The organism is Pseudoalteromonas sp. McH1-42 (assembly GCF_022347845.1).
GTDB lineage: Bacteria > Pseudomonadota > Gammaproteobacteria > Enterobacterales > Alteromonadaceae > Pseudoalteromonas > Pseudoalteromonas rubra_D.
In genome coordinates this window covers 185,651-205,215 of record NZ_JAKRFU010000012.1, presented here as the reverse complement: position 1 = coordinate 205,215, position 19,565 = coordinate 185,651, and the positions used below count along the sequence as shown (strand labels likewise).

Genomic DNA, 19,565 nt, shown 5'->3' with positions numbered 1-19,565 from the left:
CAGGATATAAAAATTCACAAAACAAAATAAAACATATAAAAGCCAGCTAGTTAAAAAAGACCGTTGATATAAGAGGGTTTTTTAGATAGTGAAAAGTTGGACAAAAACAAAGCAAAAAACATATTATTAATTTTGTTCACATTTAATATTCTTAAGTTACAAGGTGAGTCACTATCTGTGGAAGGATCAAAATATTATATGAAGGAAACTAACATGCAAAAACTTATTACGCTGACTGCTATTGCAGCCTGTCTGATCTCACTTAGCAGCACAGCTCTGGCAAAGGGCAGCAACCCCGGAGATTTCCGTTACTATCACTTTCAGTGCCTGGACAGCAACCAGGTTCAACTTTGGTTCAGGATTTCACAGACTTATAACCCAACATTTGCCACCAGCTGTGAAAACGATGGCGGCAGGCTCAAAGTCACCAAAGTGTTTTGGTAGACAAAACAAAAGGATCCATTAAGTCATAATGGCCATGCCAATGGCCACTTCCAGCATTCTGAAGAACATATCGGCATTAAACTGATCTCACTTTTTCTTGCATTCACGAAAAAGTGCCAATACACTGTGCCCGTTCGAAAGACAAACGAATACTTATTATCCAATTTATATCAATCAACCGCAGAGGAGAAAAAATATGACTAACACATCACGTTCCTTTGCAGGTCTTGTCCGCTAATTAGCTGAAAGCGACTTAACTCTTGTTAGCTTTCTGACAAAGCTATTACCCGGTCTCGCCATTGTGAACAGGCGAGTAAATAGATCTGCCAATTCGTTTTACACTAAAAATTATAGTGCTCTTTTATGAGCAAGGAATTGGTATTATGGGCAGATCCGTCCAACAAATTACACCCAACGTCAGCCTGATCGCGTCTGAAGAGACCTGGATCGAAGGTCTGGCAATTCAACAACTTAAAAAAACATCAGAATTGGCTGGTATGCAACAGGTTGCCGGTATGCCGGACTTACACCCGGGCAGAGGGTACCCGATTGGTGCGACATTTTTTACCACAGGTCAGATATACCCTGCTCTGGTCGGCAACGACATCGGTTGTGGTATGTCTCTTTGGCAAACATCAATGAAAACATCAAAAGTGCATTTGGATAAGTTAGTCAAAAAATTTATCCATGTCGAATGCCCGCTTGATGAAAGCTGGCACGACTATGTTGCAGAGCGCAAACAAGCAAAGCAAATAGCAAACAACCAGTTTGATCATGCTCTGGGCACAATTGGTGGAGGTAACCACTTCGCTGAGTTTCAGTCTATTGACAAGATCTACGATAAGACAACCATTACTGAATTAGGACTGGACAAGCGCAACTTGCAACTCTTGGTACATTCAGGCTCACGAGGGCTTGGGCAATCAATTTTGGCCGATCATGTCTCCAGATTCAACCACGCAGGGCTGACCCATTCAGATAAAGCATTTGAAGCGTACCTGACCAGGCACGATGAAGCACTGCGCTGGGCTGAACTGAACCGTGAATTAATTGCACTTCGATTTCTCGACGCAATTCGTACCAAAGGCACATGCGTTCTGGATATAAACCACAACCTGATGTCACCCAAAACACTGGCTGGCGTTGAAGGCTGGTTACATCGTAAAGGGGCAACCCCAAGTGATCGTGGGTGCGTAATGATCCCAGGTTCGCGCGGCGATTACAGTTACCTGGTTAAACCTAAAAACACTACTGAACCACATCTCAGCTTATGTTCACTGGCACATGGCGCTGGCAGAAAATGGAAACGGGGCGAATGTCAGGGACGCCTGAGTCACAAATACAAGCGCGATGATTTATATCGCACAGAGCTGGGCAGCCGAGTGATCTGTGGTAACAAAGAACTACTTTATGATGAAGCGCCACAAGCGTACAAAAAGTGTGAAACCGTAATTGCTGATATGGAGGACGCAGGTCTCATTGACGTTGTTGCCCGCTTTAAACCGGTATTGACCTTTAAAACCAATGGAGACTGTAGCGGATGATTTTATTGCAACTTTCTTCAGGACAAGGCCCGGCTGAATGCTGTCGGGCTGTGGCCCTGGCAGTAAGTCATATCACGCGACAATGCCATAAAGCGGGTGTCGGGCTAACTGTGATTGAAACGACCTTCTCCGACAACAAGGAGGGATACAAATCCATTTTACTCAGATTATATTCTGCAGATGATGATGCCATGGCTACGCAACTTGCACACCAGTGGCAAGGTTCAATGCTGTGGGTGTGCCAGAGTCCCTACCGGCCACGACATAAGCGCAAAAACTGGTTTTTTAGCGGCGCGGTTACAGAAGTAGATGAACATACAATGAGTAAAGAAATCACCTTTCAGCGCTGCCGGGCTTCGGGTGCAGGTGGCCAGCATGTTAACACCACAGATTCTGCTGTCAGGGCAACGCATACCCAGACAGGGATCTGCGTAAGAGCAGAAAGTGAGCGCAGTCAGCACGCCAATAAACGCATAGCCATCGCCCTCATATTCAACAAACTGGAGGCGATGAAATACCAGCAGCTAAATGCTCAGAACAAAATACGCTGGCAACAACATCAGACACTTGAACGAGGCGCGCCAAAGCGTACCTTTACAGGTGAACAATTTAAGGAAAAGCGTGACCAATATGTTGTTTGTATGTTCGAGAAATCAATGGCGCAGTCCAACAGCTGAAAAAATCTGGCGGACCCACCCAACAGTCCGCGTCCGCTCAGCAGGAACCAGCCCCAGAGCCAGGCGAACCGTAACGGCGAAAGATCTGCACTGGGCGGATATCATTTTTGTGATGGAGAATAAGCACAAGGCACAGCTCAAAACCCGCTTTTCCGCGGCACTGCAGCACAAAGAAATACTCGTCCAGGACATTCCCGATGAATACGCATTGATGGAGCCTTCATTGATTGAGCTCATACAATATTCAGTCTCAGACTACCTGGATTTAGTCTGATCACCACACTGTATATCTGATAAGGAATAGAACAATGTAACCCCATCTCTTAACCACATTAAAGCCGCCCATGAGTTGACTTATGGGCAGGAGACGCCTTGTCGGCCTCGCCTGCCCCTCAAATTTAATGAAATAAAATATGGTGTTACAAGATGAGATACAAATATCCCCGCACCCCACACTTGCCCTGGTCTTTGGGTGCGACCAGCGATGATTTACGTCAGGGTAGTGTGATGCAATTTGAAGGTAAAAAAGTGGTTGTCACTGAAAAAATGGATGGCGAAAATACAACACTTTATGCTGATTACCTTCATGCCCGTTCGATTGACAGTCGCTTTCACCCTTCCAGAGCCTGGGTTAAAGCGCTACAAGGTAAAATAGGCTACCAAATCCCCCCAGGCTGGCGCATCTGTGGAGAAAACCTTTACGCTCGCCATGCCATTGAATACACAAGATTAGAGAGCTATTTTCTGGCCTTTTCTGTCTGGAATGACCGCAACATTTGCCTGAGTTGGCAAGACACACAACGGTTTTTGAAACAGCTGGGACTCGCCTCTCCTAAGGTGCTCTATTCAGGTTTATGGTGTGAAACACAGATCCGACAGATTAAATTGGATCTGCACAAGCAAGAAGGGTATGTAGTCAGGTTGGCTGATAGCTTTTCCTATGAAGACTTCGCCCAGAGCGTTGCTAAATGGGTCAGAGCCGACCATGTAACAACGGATACTCACTGGATGCACAGCGAAGTGGTGCCAAATAGCTTAGTGTCACAAGGAGAATAACATGGATCAAACCCAACTTTGGCTCAATAGTCTTATGGACGACCTTACGCCCAGCTTTGCTGAATGTACCAGGGTTTTGGGTTGCTTCTTACCACTTTTATACGAATTTGAAAAAACCGAGCAGGATGAGCAATGGCACGGTGAAGGTAATGTGGCGATCCATACTGATATGGTGCTTAATGCACTGTATCAGCTGTTTGACAATCGAGCCGCTCATATTACCGGGCAGCAACGTCAAATACTGATTTTGGCCGCCCTGCTCCACGACATCGCCAAGCCTATTACGACTAAGCGTAAAGAAATATCGGGGGTCGAGCGAGTCGTGGCGCCCAGGCATGAGGAGATCGGTGCCAGTTATCTGGCAACACGCTTAGGGCAGCTGCCACTCAGCCAAAACTGTATCGGCCAGGTCATTGCGCTGGTTGGCTATCACCAGGTCCCTAAACTATTGGTAGTCAAAAATGCTGACTATGCGGCTTACCTGCACCTGGCGCTGAATGCGGATATGGCATTACTTTATTGGCTGGAAGTAGCCGACATGCAAGGCAGAGTCTGCCCAGACCTACCGCAACAGCTGGAACTGCTAGAACTGTTTCGCATGTTTGCAAAGGAGTATGGTCTTTGGGAGCAAGGAAACGTTGAACAAGCGCTGCTTGCACAGATCCAGGTAAAGAAGAATCCGATACAACAGATGTATCTGAATGGTTACGCTATCTCACAGTTGGCTAATGGCCAGATAAGCATGATAGAAGAAGCCATCGCCAAAAACTATCTCCCCTGTCAGCACTACGCACATTTGTACGTCATGTGCGGCGTCAGTGGCAGCGGGAAATCGACGTGGATAGATAAGCACCTAAGCGGCTATGAAATCGTTTCTCTTGATGAGATCCGTACAGAGCTCAATGGTAAAAGAAGCTGCCAGAAAAACCAGGGCCGCATTATGCAAACAGCCAAATCTCGGCTCAAAACAGCGCTGGGTAAAAAACATAATGTCGTCTGGGATGCAACCAATATCCGCAAGGATTTTAGAGAGATGATCTGCCAACTTGGTTTGCAGTATGGCGCGCTGATCACCATAGTGGCGTTTCAACTCTCAGAAACTGCGCTGCGCACCAACAACAGAAACAGACGCCATGTAGTACCCGATGAAGTGTTGACTTCGCAAATAGCCAGATTTCAGTGGCCCGCCAGAACGGAAGGACATCGTATGCTGGTGATTGGCGATCAGGGAATTGAGCTAAGCAGGGCCGGATGCTTCCGGGACTTCGAGGGAGCCACCACAAGCAAGTGAACTCAGTGAGTGTTGGCGAGTGAATGCGCCCACATTCACTCGCCCCGCTGTTGCAATGGTTTTGTGGTGAACGCACCTGCACTAAGCTTGAATTACAAAGTAGACCCAAAACTTATACCGCGAGCTCAGGTCTGCTTTTCATAGCTAGAAATAATTGTGGTGTGCGCAACCGACGCATCAAAATAGCGCGCCTTTACCTGCAAATAGTCTTCGTCTGAGAAAAAACGCTCAGACATTTCTTTACTTGGAAACTGGATAGTAAAGACCCGGTTGATTGGTTTATCCGTTTCAGATTGCAGTACTTCACTGACGATAAAGTCGAACCCAAACCCGCCCTGATAAACGCGCAAAATAGGCGTCATCGCAGCCCGATATTGGGCGTACATTTCATCATCTGAAACCGCTAACCCGACTAAATATTCATACATAATCATCTCCCTTTTTGCTGCTGTTGGTACTGAAACAGCCCTTTTAGCGCATTATATAAGCCAACGGCCAGTGTAAAATCGTGCGACTGGTCATCAAACTCGTCTAGCTGCAGTTTTGCGTCTAAGTGACGATTTCTTAATATTGTGTGTGCCAGGGAATCATAAACCTCGCGCATTTCGCCGCCTTCGCTGCCTATATTCATATAGAGGTAGTTTTGCACCCGCCTTTGTGATGAAACATATTTCTTGGTTGCTTCGGCGGTTTCACGCGCGCCCCACCAAACCGCGGGGCTGAATGCTAAAAAGCTTTGAAATAATGCAGGTCGAGACTGAAAGCTATGGAGCACTAATAAGCCCGCGATAGAGTGCCCGGCAAGCGAATTGAATTGACCCGTGCGGTAATTTTCAGCAATGGTTGGCATAAGCTCTTTTTCAATGAAATCTAAGAAAGCATCTCCACCACCCCCTTCGCCAACAGGCCCTCTCGGATCCTGATTTACTGTTGGCGCAAAATCCCTTATTCGATTTTGACTGGTTATGCCAACAATTATATGTTCGTAAGACCCGTTTGATGCGTGCAGCCTTTGCAACATGCCATGAACTAATTCACCATTCAGCTCACCATCAAGCAGGTAAAGCACAGGGTACCTTTTGCTCGAATTTGAGGAATATGAAGCGGGTAATGCCACCGTGACCTTTGGTGTTTTTGCAAGGTACTTTGACTTAGGCATTTCCACTGCAGTAAAACTAGCGGCATTGGCCACTGATGATATTAATAGAAACAGTGTGACAAGACTCACTCTCAACATTTAAAACTCCTTTTGCGACTGAGCTCTGTCACAAGACACAATCTCAACTTTTAACTCGAGCCGATATACAACTCAATCTCGGCCTGAACAGCTTTTAAAAGTCTATTAGAGCCACTTTTTCCCTGTGTTACAAGTTGTTATGCTTCTTACACTTCCAAGTTTGCCGTACTCACGGGTAAACCTAGAATTGGTGCGGTCATTGCAACCTGGTTGGATACCAGATAGACCTCAGCTAAACCCGATTTGCTTCATTCTGTAACTCAAAGTGCAGCCAATAAGTTATAACCTACTTCGTCAGTGCACTCTTGCGGCTTGTCTTTGTCAAATAAGCAGCGCCCAGTCCGCTAATAAAACCAAAGATATGGCTTGAGCTGCTGGTCTGCGCTGAGAAATCGAGCAAAGTCGCTAAAAAGCTGATGTTGGCATAATAAGTGAGTATCAATAAGGCAATAAAGCTCACGATGCCAAGCACATCACGGTTGAACAGCGCAGCGCCCAGTAACAGGCCAAAATATCCCATGACCAGGCCAGATGCGCCAATATGATTGCCAGAGCCGGCAAACAGCCACACGAGTAGCCCGGTCGCAACCAGGATTAGCAAAGTGGCTCTTTTAAACTTGGGTAACCTCGCGGCCAGATAACCACTGATAGTGAGGCCAATCAAGTTACTCATTAAGTGACCCCAGCTGCCATGCACAAAAGGCGCAGTGAGAATGCCACTCAGGTAATACTCATTATGTGGGATGATCCCGAGTCGACCCACCGGCAAGCCAATCACGCTCCCCAACAGCTGCACCACAACCATCAAGGCCATTGCGTATAAAACCAGCTTAAAATTGGCTGGAAAAACCAGCGCACGCATACTCATCTATGTCCTTGCTATTTTGCTGTTGGAAATTGTCAGGCTTTACGCAAAAAATATAGCGCCATCAGGCGCTATTCTCTCTAACTTTCAATTAGAAAGGCATCTTGAAGCCTAATGACCATAGGCTGCTTATAAGTGCTGATATGTTATGAAAGCCGTATTCTTTCGTTTCATTTGCAACTTTCATAACTGCTTAGCACAACTTATTTCTAATTTTTTGGTATCTATTTGGTATCTTGATTTTTTATTAATTAATCTGATAGATGATCACTTGTTCCAGACATCTTCAATTAATTCTGCTGTGCGGTGGTAGACACTTACCTGACGTATATAGTTCTTAAAATCAATGTTTTCAGCCACGATTCTATTAGCTGATAACCAATCTACATCTGCTTTTTCTTTTGCTGGTATCAGGATTTGGCTATTGTAAAGATCCTCAACATCAAGTAGTAACACACCAATACCATGTAAAGAAGACAGCATCTGTAATTCAGGCTCTACGCCTGATGACATCGATGTAGCAACAAGATAGCCGTAGTTTGCCCAGCTAGAATTTGATACAGCTTGGAAAAAGCATTTACGAACGTTGCTGCGGGTCAGTTCTTTTTTTACTTCAAATGACCAAAGTCTCACTGACTTGTCATTGCCATGACGCACGCAAGTTCGAACGGTTTCATCCCAACCTTGATCTAATGGCTCCATCGCTACAATATCAGGATGCAGCCAATGATTACCTCCACTACCCTGAGAGTTAATAGAGCGGCGCTCATCAATGCGTTGACAGTAAAGCCCCACATCTTTATTAAGAAACTCGATTAACATTGGGTAAAGGTCATGTTCTGAAAACCCACCAGAAGTATTTACTGACTCAGATTCTGTCTCTTCATTTATCACAGGATCTTCTTCGAGGGGTATTTCAGACCAATAATACAATCGCGGTCTTGGTTTTTCACGCGTAGTCACGTTTGGGCATAGCTGCTTAGCCCGAACAGTTCGCTCGCCACCTATTTCAGCTGCTATTTGCGCGATAAACTTCTCTTCAGTATCAAATCGCGGATTAATACGTTTGTCCGCCAAATCATCAGCGTAACGCTCAATAAAAACCTTCGCTAACTCCCTGGCTGTAAACTTTTTATCGGGGTGTTCGCGAAGTGTATTGATGATCATTTGGGGGCGGCTGGTCATAATTAATTATCACTGTAGTTTTTCTATTAATTCCTGATACTTATAAATAAACTCAGGTATCGCATTAGTGCCATTGGCACGCCAATACTCTCTATTTGCTTTAACTCCGTCGATGAGCGAATTAAAAAGCTCATCTTTTCTTTCTAATAAATAACCAGAGCCTATTGGTGATGTTTTATCTAAGCCTAACGACGCACAAAAACTCTGAATATGTTGCCTGACATCAAACTTCTTTGTTCTGGCATCTAAGTCTTGTTGGTTACAATACCTTAAAAAGTCAGATAATTTCACATCGTATTCTTTGCAAATATGTATAATTCCTTCGAAATTTTCTATCGAACAAAAATGTACATTTTCGACGGGTATGTGATCTCCATAAGCTTCGACTAACTCATCAAAAAAACTATCCGTAATATTTCGTTTTAAATAAGCACCGCTTAGAATATAGAAATCTTGATGAGTTACGACTAGCACAAAACGTTTTTCACGTTCGCATAGGCTAATTCCTTCACAATCATTTAACCTTCCTGCACACTCAAAAGACTGCTCTACACCTTTACTAAAGCTTTTCTTTAATCGTTGCCGAATAATATCAGGCTTATCTGTCATTAACACTTTCTCTGGCGGCTCAATACCCTTAGCATCTATAAAAACATTTTCGCCCCCCTGAGTCAGCAGAAAATCTACAACCTTTCCATTTTTTTTACTCTTCTTGTAAATTGCTTTTAACCTTTTTTCATCAATAAATGGTATTTCCGCTTCCTCAATAACTTTACCAACGTACTCTTCGAAGTGACGTGTAAAGTGTTTTCGAAAATTTTCATGATCATTGGCTTTAAAAAACTCGAGGACAAATTCAGCAACCCCTTTGCTCGATATAGATTGATGCATAGAACCTATAGAATCACTAAACTTAAAAAACGGAACCTTCAGAAGTTGAGGTGACGCGAAGTAACGCTCACTTGATATTTTATCGGTAAAAGTTTGGGACATCACTTCTTGCAGTTTGTCTAATCCTCCAGCCAATAATTTCAATGTAATTATTATAGTTTTCAGGTCATAAGCCGGATAAAGCTCTTTAAGAATTTGGTCATACCGTACAGTACCTTTTTGAGCCAAAGAAGCCATTAGCAACCACAAGCTAACTTCTATAAACTGCTTTAAATCTATTTCAGTAACTTCAAAAAATTTATTCCTAAAGTATGGTGTCTTACCCTTAATGATTAACAGGCTATATAGTCGAACCAATGTAAATTGGTGGTATAAAACAGGTAGTTGACAAGGTAGTTGGCTTAGGAACATCCTCCTAAGAGCAAGCTCTAAGGCGACACTATCTGCTAGATTGGAAGCATCATCCTGCAACGCATACATATTATTGAGAATATGATTAACATCCGCGTCACTTGCCTCAACTGCATTTTGACTTTCCTCAATTTGAAATAACCACTCAATCAATAAAAATGACAACCAAGGCATTTTATGAGCTTCATTAAAACCTTCAGCAACAGGTCTGGCTAATCGGTTAATCTCAGAGCGAATAATTGATTCCTTTTTGTAATTTTTTAGAGAATTTCTAATTCGTGTAGCTTTGTTAGAAAAAGACATATTTTAATATTCAACAAGTTCACCGCGAAAGGCTTTTGCTAGTATTGATTGAGTTAGTTTGTTTAAACCCGCTTTGGCGGTGTTGTATTGTTTTTCGACAGTATTAGCGTGTTCAAGTAGCTTTTTTACTTTTTGAACAATTTCAAACTGTTCTTCTAATGGCGGAACTGGAATTGCCACGTTGTTATACATTTTCGCTTCCAAACGTTTAGTCCCGTGAGTTGAGGAACTTGCTAGCTCAACAAAAACCTGTGCTAATGACTTTAATGAATATAAAAGATAGTCAGGGTTTACTTGTTCAATTGGCGTGAGCGCCTTCATATCTTGATTGACAGTTACCTGCTCCAAAGTTTTAGCGACAGGGAACGAGTGCGCTAGAATCATCCCTCTAACTACAAATAACAAAGAATTCTTATCTATATATTTTGCTGAAGAATTTTTTACGCCGAAATCTGTAACTTTAAGTTTAGATGTGGAAATAAAGTCAACTTTCATGTCTTTAGGTGTCACCCAAGGAACTTCACCGTTCCAATAATCATCTATAGACTTTCTTGGAGTTCCGCCACCTTTAATTGAACCTAACTCATATAGCTTGAAGTAATGCCAAGACGAAGGTATACCTCTATCAGTTGTACTTTTCCAAACATCATACGCATCATTTTCGACATCTTTTGGGAATACTTTTAGCCTAACATCATTCTCCTCACGCCAGTCTTTGGTGAGTTCACCGGAGGTGGCGGCTGCGAGAACGGACTGCCGGAAGCGTTTTAAGATAGTTGGGATTTTGTCGAGGCGTGCTTGTGCCGCTTCGACTTTAGCTAATACCGAATCCAGTTTATCTGCAATGCGTTTTTGGTCTGCTTTTGAAGAAGGTAAACGAATAGGAGCTGCAGAAAATTTTGTCTTATTTATTATTGCAACGGTTGTAGCTGAAGCTTCATTTTCCATCCATTCTCGTATTGTCCTCAGATAATGAAATAAATACTTCGGCTCAACTTTCTCGTTAGGAATAGCTGTATTAATCTGTTGATTAGTCGCTGACTTTTCTTTTGTGATAGCAACTCTTCCAAGGTTACCAATACAAGTTACTGTAATGGAGTCCTTCGGAATGCTAGGAACTAACTCTGCACCTTTTTCGGTTATGGTCTCAACAGTTGAATTTATATAACCTTGGTTAAGAATATCCCCAGGTTTGATAAAAGGAATATTGCCGCCAAAATTATCTTTGTCTTTTTTACTAGGAGTTTTACCCGTTACGATCTTTGATATTGAATCAAGTCTGACTTCACTCCAACCTTGAGGCAACTGGCTCATGCAATAACCTCATCAGTTTCTTCGGCGGCATCCAGCTCTACTAAAATAGATTTTAGATCGTTAATCGCCCCAGCCAGCTCTTCAATGGCTTCGTTAATCAATACATCTGGCTCTGGCAAACTTGCGGCATCTTCAATGCTGTCATCACGGATCCAGGCCAGGTCTAATGAATCGTCTTTGGTGGTAATTTCCTCACGGGTAAAACAACGTAAACGACAGGTATCGACATCACCCACATCACTGCCGTTTTTGTGGTTGTCGATAAATGCCTGGCGTTTGGCTTCATCCACCTTGGTTAAATCACTGCCAACGGCATCATAAAACTCTGCAAAGTGGGCTTTGGTTAGAACGGTGCGTTTACCAAATTGCGGCATGTTGGCACGCAGGTCATAGACCCATACTTTTTTGGTGTTGCCCTTGTCTTGATTGATATCGCCTGGTTTATCAAAAAACAGTACGTTGGTTTTGACACCCGCAGCGTAGAAGATACCCGTAGGTAATCTTAATATGGTGTGCAGGTTGCACTTTTCCATTAAGTCGTTGCGGATTTTGCGCCCTGTTGAGCCTTCAAATAATACGTTGTCGGGTAATACCACAGCGGCGCGGCCACCTGGCTTTAACATGCTGTGATACATGGCATGCAAAAACGCCAACTGTTTGTTAGAGGTGTAATGCACTAAATCATCACGAGTGGGCACCCCACCCCCTTGCTTTGTACCAAATGGTGGGTTTGCTAATATCACGCTGGCTTTTGGCAAGGCTTTGCCTTCGTTAGACAAGGTATCACCAAACAACACACCCGCATTATTATCGTCTACAGCTAAGTCGTGTAGCATCAGGTTCATCATGGCCAGGCGGCGGGTGTCTGGCACTAGTTCCATACCAAAGAAGGTTTGATGCTGGTAATGGTCGTAGTCTTCTTCGTCCAGCCCGGTTACATCAAAGTTCTCTTCCATGTATTGGTGTGCCGCAATTAAGAACCCGCCTGTGCCTGCGGTTGGATCGACAATCACATCCCCTGTTTGACCGTTGCGCTTGTCTTTTGGTGTGGGCTTTAACAGCTCTACCATAACCTCAATCAATACGCGCGGCGTGAAGTATTGGCCTGCGCCTGATTTTTTCTCACTGGCGTTAATTTCCAGTAAGCCTTCGTACATATCGCCCAAGCCTTCTTGCTTCGCCGAGTACCAGTCCAGGTTATCAATTTCGGTAACCAGTTTATTGAGCGTTGCGGGTTTACGAATGCAGGTTGCGGCATTGGCAAATATCGCTTTGGTGATCAATGAGCCATGAGAGCCTAAGTGAATAAGCAACTTTTTGTATTCTTCGAGGCGAGTTGCTGCATTAAATTTTTCGATATCTGACCAACGGTATCCCTCAGGGATCAGGTCATCCTGGTCTGTTTCTTCTACCATTTTTAAAAAGATAAGGTAGGTCAGCTCGTTGAGGTATTCATGGTAGGTAACGCCATCGTCACGTAATAGGTTACACAGGTTCCAGAGTTTGCTAATTAAATCTTGTGTGCTCATGCTGTTGCTCTTAAATAGGGTATCGGGCCGGTATCCAAATTTGCCCCGAGTAATAATGCGCTTAGTATATCTCACTATGCTGATTGCTGTTGCTCGTTGTCTGACCAAACGGCTTTATTAAATTCGTCCAGCAATTCAACAATCGGTTGCTCAAAGAGTTTAGTGGCGCGTTTTACACCGCCTAAACGCTGCTTAAAAATGCCTTCGTTGAGGTTGGATTCATCGACTATGACATTGGCTTTCATCTGTGCGGCGATGGTTTCGAGCCATTCTCGCTGTGGCTTTTTCCAGGGCTGACTGGAAAGGATTTTATCGAGCGCTCTGTCAACACGTTCCTCATAAGGCACAAGTGCTTCACCAATGGCCGCCTGGCGGATAAAGCCGATAATGCGCGCTGCGATGTCTTCGTTTTTGACTTCTTTCCAGGCGACTTTTAAGTCTTCTTCCCGGAACTCATTTTTCTCTAATTCCAGTGCCAGCGCTTTAAGGCTGTCTCGCGTGAGTTCCCAGGGGCGTGTAATGACCGTCTGGATAGCAACCATGCGGTTACTGTTGGCATTGATAAATTGATTGAAGGATGAGAGGTAGTCTTCAGGTTTTTGACCACTGCCATACCCAGTTGAGGTGTCGATAACTTCGTCAGCATGTTCTGATATAACAATTTTGCTATTGCCGCCTGCCCCTGAAACTTTCATATCAAGTAACTCGCCAAGCCCCGGATGCTGAACAAACCAGTCAGCCACATCGCTTAACTTCATGTTTTTTAGCTCAGCCGCAAACTCTTTTGGTGGCTTGCCAACAATGCGCTCGAAGTCCTGGGTTTGGCTTGGTGATAAATAGTTCTTTTTACTCTGTAACTTAGCCAGGAACTGATCTTTGGCTAACTGCTGCAAGCCTGGATCGGCACTTTGCGTTATTTCTGTTTCAAGGTCATTAAAGGTGATATCGACCTTTGTGACCACAGGCTTCATGCTGTTTACTTTTTCAAGCTGCTTATAGATGTCTACCGCATCAAAAATCCGAAAGCGCTCTTTGGCAATATCATCACAACGACGGGTAGCGCGGCCCAGCATTTGCTCAAACAAAATTCGGCTGTTTACGCGACGTAAGAAAACCAAATTGCAAATTGAAGGAACATCCACACCGGTTGTCAGCAAATCAACGGTTACCGCAATGTTGGGTAACCTGTCGTTTTTATAGCGGCGAATTTTTTCGAGCGGTTTATCTGATGCACCGGTTATTTTTTGGATCATGTCATCGTCTACTTCACCGTGATACGCTTCGCACGCCTCTTTAAGGGCTTCAACAACTTCGTCCGCATGTTTATCTGTGACGCAAAAGATCAAAGACTTTTCTGGTGAATACGGGTCGAGTGAATCGCTTTCAATTAGCCATTTAGATACAGCTTTGGTGAATTCAGGGGCGATGACTTTGCGGTTAAATTGAGAGACATCGAAGTTAAGCTCATCTGGCGTATTTATTAAATCCAGTTGCTGGGTTTTAGGGTCATAAACCTGCACTTCTTCGTTTATTTGATAATTAATTCCGTCTGTATTTAGTTTTGTGTGAATGCGTGTCGGCGGTAAATGGTCAACTAAGTGACCATCGATCACGGCTTCTGTATAGCTGTAGGTAAAAACCGGTTCGCCAAAGATTTCTTTGGTATGTAACGCAGGCGTTGCTGTTAACCCTACTTTAAACGCATCAAAATATTCAATAACCGCACGATACTTTGACATATAATCTTTTTGGTCACGGAACTTTATTTCTGTATCACTGAGCTCTCTGTCCAGCAGATAGCCCCGGTGACATTCATCAACAACGATACAGTCGTACTGACCAACACCTGGCTTTGCACCATCCTCATTTGGATACATAATGCGTTTAACTAAGCCTTGTACGGTTGCAACATGTACTTTTGTGTCGTCTTCTGGGTTTGGCTTGGGGGCTTTTTCAGGCTCTATCCCTAACACTTCGAATGTATCGGCAAACGTGTTTAAGTTTTCCATTCGCACTTCACCAAAGTCTACCGTTGCTTGCACCCCCAGTGCACTGCGGTCTACTAAAAACAGAATTCGACGAAAACGTTCTGCTTTTAGCAGGCGGTAAACCAACGCAATACAAGTTTTTGTTTTTCCTGTGCCCGTTGCCATTGCTACCATTGCACGGTCTTTACCACTTTTGATTGCCTGCTCAACACTGAGAATGGCTTTTTTCTGATAATCACGGAGTTTTAACTCGTAATCAAACCCCATATCATCAAGCTCAGCATTGGCTTGCTGCGGGGTTTGACGAAGATAGGTTTTGATTTCTTGCGGCGAATACCAGCCTTTTAATGCTTTACGGCGATTCGTTGTGTCGCGCACATCTAAAAACCAAATACCGCTCTCTTGCTCTAACTGTTTGAGGTAAGCACGGCCATTCGTAGCAAAGGTCAGCGGAACATTGAATGCGCCATACTGCGATACCTGGACATCGGCCGGTAATTGCTCCACGCCACTGGCATAGCGTTTTGCCTGGTCAATGGCACCATACACATTTTTGGCAGCTTTCTTCGCCTCAATCACACCAACCAAAGTCATCCCAATAAACAAAGCATAATCAGCTGGGCCTGATTTGGTCGGCCACTCGGCAATGGCTTTGTTCTTATTTGGTTCAGGGCGAGCGCCTTTCGAGTAGCGCAGGTTTTCAGTATCCGCTTCCCAACCTGCGTCTACGAGTTGCTGATCAATGACAACGCGTGTTTCAGCTTCATCCATTTCGAACGGGGATTTTTCGATGCGCTTCAGTTCAGCTGCTTGTTCTTCTTTTGGTTTAGCCTGAAACTGTTGAAGATAGATAATGTTAGCAGCATCCATTTTAGCTCGATATTCGGCTAATTTTGCTTCATGTTCTTCAGCCAGCTGCGCCCAGACGGCTCTGTCTGCGGCCATCTTTTCGGCGCGTTCACGCTCGGCTTTTGCCTTTTCGGCTTCTATTCGGCTCAGTTCTTCTGCTGTTTTTAATCGCTCATCAGTTCTTTGCGATTCACTATGTAATATCGCGACTTGTTCTTCTAATTGGCGAACATATTCTGAGGGATCTTGAGGCTTTAAAAACTTTTTAATTTTAAAGCCTTTTGCCGCTTCGCCACCAAAGGTAGTGTGAAACCACATAGACAGCGCATGGCCCACCATCAGTGACTTAAGCGCATCACGGTGGCTGTTGCTATCAAAGGTATGAGTTGCTGTGTTGCCTAGCTTACGAATGGTATGAAAAGCATCGCGAACGTTATCATCAAGGCGGAGTTTATAATCCAGCTCTCGGAGTAGATCGATTTGTTTTACATTACGACCCGCTTCAACGCCTATACGAGCCGCAATTGCTTGTGCAATGGCTTCGCCAAGCTGTCGCATTTTTATCAGTGAGGTGTTGGGATCGGGCGAAAAGTTTCTTTCTGCACTTTCGGCTAGCTTAAACAACCAACCGTGATGCTCTTTTAGGAAGTCAAAGTTACTTGTTTGCTCCATCTTTAATCCTTTGTTCTATACACTCCGAGAAAAGCACTTGTTAGCGTTTAACGGCTACAAGTGCTTACAGAACCTAGCATTTTTGGCACAATTTGTCAGTAACTTAATGTTGAGAAAAAATTTCAGTTAGAGCAACTAAATACTTAAGCTTATAAAAAGCAGCTTAGCTTCAAGCAAGCAAAAAAATAGCGCCATCAGGCGCTATTTTTCTTTTACTTTCAATTAGAAAGGCATCTTGAAGCCCGGAGGCATCTGCATGCCGCCGGTGACTTCTGACATGCGCTTTTGCGACTCTTCGCCTACACGGCGTACAGCGTCATTAACCGCTGCTGCCAGCAAGTCTTCGATCATGTCTTTGTCGTCTTCCATCAGGCTTTCGTCGATCTCTACGCGGCGCACGTTGTGGCTGCCCAGCATAGTGACTTTAACCAGGCCTGCGCCTGCTTCGCCAACGACTTCGAGGTTTTTAATCTCTTCCTGGGCTTTTTCCATGCGCTCTTGCATTTGCTGCGCCTGCTTCATGATATTGCCCATTCCACCTTTAAACATAGTCTGCTCTCTTACACTTCAAAATTAAAATTCTATGGGATACAAGATAAGGGCTTACTTGCGCAATTACAATGCCCTTACCGATTTTTCGTCTACCGAGGCCTCAAACTCGCGGGCAAAGGCCTGGATCACGGGATCGTTATTGACCGCATCAACCGCCTGCAGGTATCTCTGCTGATCAATATCCTGCTGGATAAGAAATGGCGTGTTGTTCACTGCGTCAACAAATTCAATATTGAGCTCCACTGGCCCATTAAGTTGCTCAGCCAGGCTTTCGTGCAATTTCTCTCTGAGCATACTGGAATCCAGATGCTGCTGGCTTTGCTCTACCTGCAAAGTACAATGCTGACCTTGCTGGTTGAACATGGCATGCAACGCAAACTGCCTGACCCGACCGCCCAGTTGCATTTGTTCAATCATTTGTGCCCAGTCATCTTTTTGGTGGGCAAATTTAATATCACTGATTGGGCTGACAAAGTTCTCTGGTGCAGGAATATCCAGGGTTGTGTCCTGAGCTTCCTGTTCCCCCGGCGCTTGCGGTGCTAACTGCTCAAGCAGCTCAGGTGCCAGCTTGCTTTCGTCTTTTTTAAAGCGCTCTGCCATTTCGGGCTTTTTGGCTTTACGCTGCGGTGCAGCAGGCTGGAAAACTTGCTGCGGCTGCGCCTGCTCAGGGATCTGCTCTTGTGGTTGAGCCAAATGCTGTGCGCTTTGTTGGCTATCATCTGCAAGCGGGGTGTGTGGCAACCTTCTGCCTGACGCAACAGCGCCGGGCACCGTGCCAGCTCTCTGTTGCGGCTCAGACTTTTTTGCTTCGCCCTCTCCTCCCAGCAACCTGCCTGCCCCGGAGATCTGCCGGTTTTGTAAAATGCGGGCAATGGCCGATTGAGCCTGTTGCTGCTTTTGCGCCAGCTGCTGCACTGGCGTGTGCTCTGGTGCTTGTGTCTCCTGCTGGGGCGCACTATTTTGCTGCTGAGCAGGCACTGGCTGATGTTGCTCATACCCCTGTGATTCGGCCTGCGCCATGATGTCATGATATTGTTGCTCAATCGAGACATCTTCCAGTGATTGCTGAGGCGGCGCCGTATGTGCCGGTTCAGCATTCATCTGCTCAGCGGATGGTATAGGCTGCTGTGGCGCAGTTTGCTCAGGCGTATAAGCTTGCTGAGGAGCAGCTTGTGCATGTGGCTGCTGTACAGGTTGCTCAGGCACGTAAGCTTGCTGAGGGGCTGCTTGTGCATTTGGCTGCTGTACAGGTTGCTCAGGCGTATAAGCTTGCTGAGGAGCAGCTTGTGCATTTGGCTGCTGTCCCGGTTGCTCAGGCGTATAAGTTTGCTGTGGAGCTACTTGTGCATTTGGCTGCTGTCCAGGTTGCTCAGGCGTATAAGTTTGCTGTGGAGCTACTTGTGCATTTGGCTGCTGTCCAGGTTGCTCAGGCGCGTAAGCTTGCTGTGGAGCTGCTTGTGCATTTGGCTGCTGTACAGGCGCGGGGCTTTGCTGTGCTGCTACTTCTGCACTTTGCTGTGGCACGGGATCCTGACGCTCAGGTGCAGGCGTGCTGAGTTGAGCCTGCGGACCACGCTGTTTGGCACTTAACATATCCCGCAGTTTGCCGACTTTACCCGGATCCTTTGCAGGTCCCGCAGGCGCCGGGCCAGCTGCCTGAGAAAAATCGGCGCGTTCGAACGCCAGCAATCTCAGCATGATCATTTCAAAACCAAGCCTGGGTTCTGGTGCCCAGCTCAAGTCTTTTTTACCCGCAAGCAGCAACTGGTACATAAACTGAGTGTCCTGCGGTGTTAGCTGCTGAGCCAGTGTTTTTACCTGCTCAGCCTCGAACTGACCAAAATTGGCGGCCTGAGGCACAAGCTGCGTAAGCTGTACCAGATGCAGCAGGCTGACCAAATCATCCAGCACGCTGGCGAAGTTGCCATTTTTCAACGCAATATCGGCAACTTCTGCCAACAAGGCTTCTCCTTCTTGTGACAATACAGCAGCCATCAGCAACACGGCATGACTGCTGTCCATCAGGCCAAGCATTTGCTGTACTGCTGGTAAAGTCAGCTCGCCATTGGTTTGCGCAATCGCCTGATCGGTCAGGCTGAGTGCATCACGCATACTACCGTCTGCGGCTTTAGCCAGCACTTCTAACGCGGGCTCTTCAAAATTGACAGATTCCTGAGGCAGAATTTGCGACAATTGCGTTACTATCTGGCTCTGTGCCATAGCATTGAGGTTAAACTGCAAACAGCGCGATAAAATGGTGATCGGTAATTTTTGCGGATCTGTCGTCGCCAGCAGAAACTTAACATGCTCAGGTGGCTCTTCCAGGGTTTTCAGCAAGGCATTAAAACTGTGCTTGGACAACATGTGCACTTCATCGATCAGATACACTTTGTAGCGACCCCGAGTCGGTGCATATTGTACGTTGTCCAGAATTTCTCTCGTGTCTTCAACTTTTGTGCGCGATGCGGCATCTATCTCGATAAGGTCAATGAACTTACCGGCTTCTATCTCTTCACACGCACTACATTGACCACACGGTGTGGAAGTGATCCCCACCTCACAATTCAGGCTCTTGGCGAAGATCCTGGCAATGGTCGTTTTACCCACTCCACGAGTACCTGTGAACAGATAGGCATGATGCAAACGTTGCTCATTCAATGCATTAATGAGTGCCTGTTTAACATGCTCCTGCCCCATCATCTCGTGGAACGACTGTGGACGCCATTTACGCGCCAGAACCTGATAACTCATCGTGCG

The 19,565-nt window shown here is 45.3% G+C and carries 16 protein-coding genes; 6 read left to right on the top strand and 10 right to left on the bottom strand.

Annotated elements, in window-relative coordinates; genetic code table 11:
• Positions 1–213: 213 nt before the first annotated feature.
• From MHN31_RS12600 to MHN31_RS12575, 6 genes are all read left to right on the top strand, one after another.
• The gene (locus MHN31_RS12600) at positions 214–444 is read left to right on the top strand and encodes a hypothetical protein (RefSeq protein WP_138539600.1); all 231 of its coding nucleotides are present in this window, start codon (positions 214–216) and stop codon (positions 442–444) included.
• Positions 445–827: 383 nt separating this feature from the next.
• Positions 828–1,988, top strand: coding sequence for an RNA ligase RtcB family protein (locus MHN31_RS12595; protein WP_239444416.1), 1,161 nt, complete (start codon positions 828–830; stop codon positions 1,986–1,988).
• Entirely contained in the window at positions 1,985–2,665 is a 681-nt protein-coding gene (prfH, locus tag MHN31_RS12590; RefSeq protein ID WP_239444415.1) for a peptide chain release factor H, read from the top strand. Before MHN31_RS12595 ends, prfH begins: the two co-directional genes overlap by 4 nt.
• Positions 2,619–2,939, top strand: coding sequence for a phosphotyrosine protein phosphatase (locus tag MHN31_RS12585; RefSeq protein ID WP_239444414.1), 321 nt, complete (start codon positions 2,619–2,621; stop codon positions 2,937–2,939). The genes prfH and MHN31_RS12585 overlap by 47 nt, the downstream gene beginning before the upstream one ends.
• A 152-nt stretch (positions 2,940–3,091) precedes the next feature.
• Positions 3,092–3,721 carry an RNA ligase family protein gene (locus MHN31_RS12580; protein ID WP_239444413.1) on the top strand — a complete coding sequence of 210 codons (630 nt, stop codon included), beginning with the start codon at positions 3,092–3,094 and terminating at the stop codon, positions 3,719–3,721.
• A 1-nt stretch (position 3,722) separates the two neighbouring features.
• Entirely contained in the window at positions 3,723–5,012 is a 1,290-nt protein-coding gene (locus MHN31_RS12575; protein ID WP_239444412.1) for an AAA family ATPase, read from the top strand.
• 125 nt (positions 5,013–5,137) lie between these two features.
• Here the strand turns inward: MHN31_RS12575 and MHN31_RS12570 are convergent, their stop codons facing one another.
• From MHN31_RS12570 to dnaX, 10 genes are all read right to left on the bottom strand, one after another.
• Positions 5,138–5,440, bottom strand: coding sequence for a DUF1330 domain-containing protein (locus MHN31_RS12570; protein WP_275446797.1), 303 nt, complete (start codon positions 5,438–5,440; stop codon positions 5,138–5,140).
• Between the two features lie 2 nt (positions 5,441–5,442).
• On the bottom strand, positions 5,443–6,249 hold the full coding sequence (locus MHN31_RS12565) for an alpha/beta hydrolase-fold protein (RefSeq protein ID WP_239444411.1): 807 nt from the start codon (positions 6,247–6,249) through the stop codon (positions 5,443–5,445).
• Positions 6,250–6,535: 286 nt separating this feature from the next.
• Entirely contained in the window at positions 6,536–7,117 is a 582-nt protein-coding gene (locus MHN31_RS12560; protein ID WP_239444410.1) for a rhomboid family intramembrane serine protease, read from the bottom strand.
• A gap of 264 nt (positions 7,118–7,381) precedes the next feature.
• Positions 7,382–8,281: an HrgA protein gene (locus MHN31_RS12555; protein WP_239444409.1), complete on the bottom strand. Its 900-nt coding sequence runs from the start codon at positions 8,279–8,281 to the stop codon at positions 7,382–7,384.
• A gap of 27 nt (positions 8,282–8,308) precedes the next feature.
• Entirely contained in the window at positions 8,309–9,904 is a 1,596-nt protein-coding gene (locus MHN31_RS12550; RefSeq protein WP_239444408.1) for a hypothetical protein, read from the bottom strand.
• Positions 9,905–9,907: 3 nt separating this feature from the next.
• Positions 9,908–11,218: a restriction endonuclease subunit S gene (locus tag MHN31_RS12545; RefSeq protein WP_239444407.1), complete on the bottom strand. Its 1,311-nt coding sequence runs from the start codon at positions 11,216–11,218 to the stop codon at positions 9,908–9,910.
• Complete coding sequence (locus MHN31_RS12540; RefSeq protein ID WP_239444406.1) at positions 11,215–12,747, bottom strand: N-6 DNA methylase; 1,533 nt, start codon at positions 12,745–12,747, stop codon at positions 11,215–11,217. Before MHN31_RS12540 ends, MHN31_RS12545 begins: the two co-directional genes overlap by 4 nt.
• Before the next feature lie 74 nt (positions 12,748–12,821).
• Positions 12,822–16,256: a type I restriction-modification system endonuclease gene (gene hsdR, locus MHN31_RS12535; protein ID WP_239444405.1), complete on the bottom strand. Its 3,435-nt coding sequence runs from the start codon at positions 16,254–16,256 to the stop codon at positions 12,822–12,824.
• Between the two features lie 222 nt (positions 16,257–16,478).
• Positions 16,479–16,805, bottom strand: coding sequence for a YbaB/EbfC family nucleoid-associated protein (locus tag MHN31_RS12530; protein ID WP_010381780.1), 327 nt, complete (start codon positions 16,803–16,805; stop codon positions 16,479–16,481).
• Positions 16,806–16,871: 66 nt separating this feature from the next.
• Positions 16,872–19,559, bottom strand: coding sequence for a DNA polymerase III subunit gamma/tau (gene dnaX, locus MHN31_RS12525; protein WP_239444404.1), 2,688 nt, complete (start codon positions 19,557–19,559; stop codon positions 16,872–16,874).
• Positions 19,560–19,565 lie beyond the last annotated feature (6 nt).

Coding starts and splice junctions, on each gene's coding strand:
- MHN31_RS12540 (WP_239444406.1), bottom strand. CDS start 12,747: ATGAGCACACAAGATTTAATTAGCAAACTCTGGAACCTGTGTAACCTA.
- MHN31_RS12565 (WP_239444411.1), bottom strand. CDS start 6,249: ATGTTGAGAGTGAGTCTTGTCACACTGTTTCTATTAATATCATCAGTG.
- MHN31_RS12570 (WP_275446797.1), bottom strand. CDS start 5,440: ATGTATGAATATTTAGTCGGGTTAGCGGTTTCAGATGATGAAATGTAC.
- hsdR (WP_239444405.1), bottom strand. CDS start 16,256: ATGGAGCAAACAAGTAACTTTGACTTCCTAAAAGAGCATCACGGTTGG.
- prfH (WP_239444415.1), top strand. CDS start 1,985: ATGATTTTATTGCAACTTTCTTCAGGACAAGGCCCGGCTGAATGCTGT.
- MHN31_RS12600 (WP_138539600.1), top strand. CDS start 214: ATGCAAAAACTTATTACGCTGACTGCTATTGCAGCCTGTCTGATCTCA.
- MHN31_RS12585 (WP_239444414.1), top strand. CDS start 2,619: ATGTTGTTTGTATGTTCGAGAAATCAATGGCGCAGTCCAACAGCTGAA.
- MHN31_RS12595 (WP_239444416.1), top strand. CDS start 828: ATGGGCAGATCCGTCCAACAAATTACACCCAACGTCAGCCTGATCGCG.
- MHN31_RS12575 (WP_239444412.1), top strand. CDS start 3,723: ATGGATCAAACCCAACTTTGGCTCAATAGTCTTATGGACGACCTTACG.
- MHN31_RS12555 (WP_239444409.1), bottom strand. CDS start 8,281: ATGATCATCAATACACTTCGCGAACACCCCGATAAAAAGTTTACAGCC.
- MHN31_RS12580 (WP_239444413.1), top strand. CDS start 3,092: ATGAGATACAAATATCCCCGCACCCCACACTTGCCCTGGTCTTTGGGT.
- MHN31_RS12560 (WP_239444410.1), bottom strand. CDS start 7,117: ATGAGTATGCGTGCGCTGGTTTTTCCAGCCAATTTTAAGCTGGTTTTA.
- dnaX (WP_239444404.1), bottom strand. CDS start 19,559: ATGAGTTATCAGGTTCTGGCGCGTAAATGGCGTCCACAGTCGTTCCAC.
- MHN31_RS12550 (WP_239444408.1), bottom strand. CDS start 9,904: ATGTCTTTTTCTAACAAAGCTACACGAATTAGAAATTCTCTAAAAAAT.
- MHN31_RS12530 (WP_010381780.1), bottom strand. CDS start 16,805: ATGTTTAAAGGTGGAATGGGCAATATCATGAAGCAGGCGCAGCAAATG.
- MHN31_RS12545 (WP_239444407.1), bottom strand. CDS start 11,218: ATGAGCCAGTTGCCTCAAGGTTGGAGTGAAGTCAGACTTGATTCAATA.